Below are 2967 nucleotides of genomic sequence, written 5' to 3'. Positions count from 1 at the left end.
CGCCCCCCCGCCCCCCCCCCGCGCGCCCCCCCCGCCGCCGGCCCCCTGCCGCCCCCCCCCCCCCCCCCCCCCCCCCCCCCCCCCCCCCCCCCCCCCCCCCCCCCCCCCCCCCCCCAGGGTGAGGGAGGACGGCGGCTCAGGCGGGCGCGAGGCGGCGGCACTCGGGGCAGACGTCGTCGGCACCGAGGCCGCGGCGTCCGTTCCAGGCGCCCTGCACCACGGCCACCGGCGTGCCGCAGACCGCCACCCAGGGCGGGGGCCCGTCGGCGGCCTCCCGCGGCACCGCGTGCGCCCGGCTGCTCTCCTGGTCCCGGCCGGCCGCGTGCCCGCCCGCTGCGCTCGTCACCGGGTCAGTGTGGTCTCCGCGTCGGCCGGGAGGCGTTCCAGGAACGCCAGGGCCCGCTGCCAGAGCAGCTCGCTCGCCGCCGGGTCGTACTCGGCGGGCAGGCTCGGATCGGTGAACAGGTGCCCGGCCCCCGGGTAGTCGAACGTCTCGACCCGGCCGCCGGCGCGGGCGGCGTCCGCCGAGACGGCTTCGATCCACTCCTGGCGGCGGAACGGGTCGTCCGCGGCGTAGTGGATCTGCACCGGCAGGCCCGCCGGCCAGGCCGTTATCCCCAGCATCCCGAGCGGCAGGGCACCGGAGAACAGCAGCAGCCCGGCGCAGCGGCGACGGGTGGCCACGTACTCGGCCATGCCGGCGCCGTTGGAGAAGCCGGCGGCGACGAAGCCGTCGGCCAGCCCGGCGACGCCGTCCAGCGCGGCCTGCATGAGCGCCGGGAAGCCGACCCGCTCGGTGTGGGCGCTGCCCGCGGCGTAGTCGTCGAAGACCAGCCCGTCGTACTGGTCGACCACGGTCACCCGGTGGCCGGCCGCCCGCAGGCGGTCGGCGGCGTCGACGACCCCGGGACGCACGCCGAGGGCCGAGTGGAAGAGCGCGATCTCTGTCATGGGGAGACCCTGCGGCACCGTCGGTGACACCGTCCTGTCACCGTTCCTGCGACGATCTCCCGGTGAACCGCACCGACCGGTTGCACGCGCTCACCGAGGAGCTGCGCCGGGCCGGACGCCGCGGACGGACGGCGGCGGAGCTCGCCGGCTGGCTGGAGGTGTCGACCCGGACGGTCAAGCGCGACGTCTCCGCGCTGCAGCAGGCCGGTGTCCCCATCTGGGCCACGGCCGGCCCGGGCGGGGGGTACGTGCTGGACGCGGCGGCCACCCTGCCCCCGGTCAACTTCACCGCCGCGCAGGCGGTGGCGGTGGCCGTGGCGCTGGCCGGCGCGCCGGACGCACCCTTCGCCGTCGACGGCCGCGCCGCGCTCGCGAAGGTGCTCGACGTGCTGGGGCCGGCGGCCCGCGCCGAGGCCGACCGGCTCGCCGGACGCGTGTGGGTCCGCGGCCCGACCGGCCGCCCGGACGCCGCCGCGGTGGTGGAGCAGGCGCTGGCGCAGCGCCGCGTGGTGACCCTCCGCTACCGCGACCGGCACGGCGCCGAGACCCGCCGGCGGGTCGAGCCCCACCTGCTCGCGCGCACCGGCGACCACTGGTACCTCATCGCCTGGTGCCGCGACCGGGACGCCCCCCGCTGGTTCCGCTGGGACCGCATCGCCGGCGCCGCGCTCACGACCGAACCGGCGCCGGCCCGGGACCCGGGCCTGTACGGCACCCCGCCCCCAGACGCCCACGCGGTCCGGCCACACCCCCGCTGACCGGCCGGGCACGATCGCCCCGCTGTCGCCGCGCCGGGTCGGCGGGTGACCTGCGACACGCCCGGCGAGACCGCCCGGTACCGGTGTGTGGTTGGCTCCGCCCACCTCCGGCGCCGCCGGACCCGGCGGGCCGGTTCGTCCCGACCCCAGCGGAGGCATGCATGACCCGGTTGCGCCGGAGCGCCCTCACCCTCGGCGCCGCGGCCGCGCTGGCCCTGACGACCGCCCCGGCGGCCGGCACGGTCGACGTCGCCGTCCCGTCCGCGAGCGCCGCCCCGGAGGGGTGCGCCGACGTGCACACCGACCACGTCGGTCACGGCACGGAGGAGGCCCGGATCCGTCCCGGCGCCACCCGTGGCGAGCCCAACGCCGTCTCCACCGCGCAGGCCGCGGCCCTGGGCAACCCCAAGAGCCGCCCGGTGCTGGAGGCCGGCTCGGTCACCGTCCCGACGGTCTTCCACGTCATCACCGCCGAGGAGCTCACGGCCGAGCAGCAGGAGGTGCGGAGGCAGCAGATCGCCGCGCAGATGGACGTCCTCAACGACGCCTACGCCGGAGAAGGAGCCGCAGCGGACTCGCCCGACACGCCCTTCCGGTTCACCTACGAGGCGACGGAGATCGAGTTCGTCGTCAACCCGGAGTGGGCGGCCCTCGTCCCAGGGAGCAAGGAGGAGCGGGCCGCCAAGAGCGCGCTGCGGGTGGGCGGTGCGGAGACGCTCAACGTCTACGTCGCCTCCATCGGCGGCGGGCTGCTCGGCTACGCGACCTTCCCGCAGAAGGCCAAGGGCGGGCAGCTGTGGGCCGACGGCGTGGTGATCCTCGACGAGTCGATGCCGGGCGGCACCGCCGAGCCGTACAACCAGGGCGACACCCTCACCCACGAGGTCGGCCACTGGCTGGGGCTGTTCCACACCTTCCAGGGCGGCTGCAGCGGCCCCGGTGACTACGTGACCGACACCCCGGCCGAGGCCCTGCCCGCCTTCGAGTGCGACGCCGACGCCGGCCGCGACAGCTGCCCGCGCGACCCCGGGACCGACCCGATCACCAACTTCATGGACTACACCGAGGACTTCTGCATGAACACGTTCTCGGCCGGTCAGGTGGCCCGGATGAGCAACGCCTGGGAGGCCTACCGGGCCCCGGGCGTCTGACGTCCCGACGCAGCGGCGCGGGGGGCGGGGGGGGGGGGGGGGGGGGGGGGGGGGGGGGCGGGGGGGGGGGGGGGGGGCGGGGGCCGGGCGGGGGGGCGCGCGCCGCG

At 78.0% G+C, this 2967-nt stretch carries 4 protein-coding genes; 2 read left to right on the top strand and 2 right to left on the bottom strand.

The features are described from left to right. Positions 1 to 136: 136 nt before the first annotated feature. Positions 137 to 346 (bottom strand): hypothetical protein, encoded by a 210-nt coding sequence (locus tag ACI79V_RS24310; RefSeq protein WP_456893497.1) that lies wholly within the window; start codon positions 344 to 346, stop codon positions 137 to 139. After that, positions 343 to 951: a dienelactone hydrolase family protein gene (locus ACI79V_RS24305; protein ID WP_456893495.1), complete on the bottom strand. Its 609-nt coding sequence runs from the start codon at positions 949 to 951 to the stop codon at positions 343 to 345. Before ACI79V_RS24305 ends, ACI79V_RS24310 begins: the two co-directional genes overlap by 4 nt. 62 nt (positions 952 to 1013) lie before the next feature. Between ACI79V_RS24305 and ACI79V_RS24300 the strand changes: the two genes are divergently transcribed. Both ACI79V_RS24300 and ACI79V_RS24295 read left to right on the top strand, forming a co-directional pair. Beyond that, a complete protein-coding gene (locus ACI79V_RS24300) occupies positions 1014 to 1709 on the top strand; it encodes a helix-turn-helix transcriptional regulator (protein WP_456893493.1) in 696 nt (231 codons plus the stop codon). A gap of 161 nt (positions 1710 to 1870) precedes the next feature. Beyond that, positions 1871 to 2860: a zinc metalloprotease gene (locus tag ACI79V_RS24295; protein WP_456893491.1), complete on the top strand. Its 990-nt coding sequence runs from the start codon at positions 1871 to 1873 to the stop codon at positions 2858 to 2860. Positions 2861 to 2967: the final 107 nt, after the last annotated feature.

Source organism: Geodermatophilus sp. SYSU D00700 (assembly GCF_054050255.1).
This window is presented reverse-complemented; position numbering and strand designations above follow the sequence as displayed.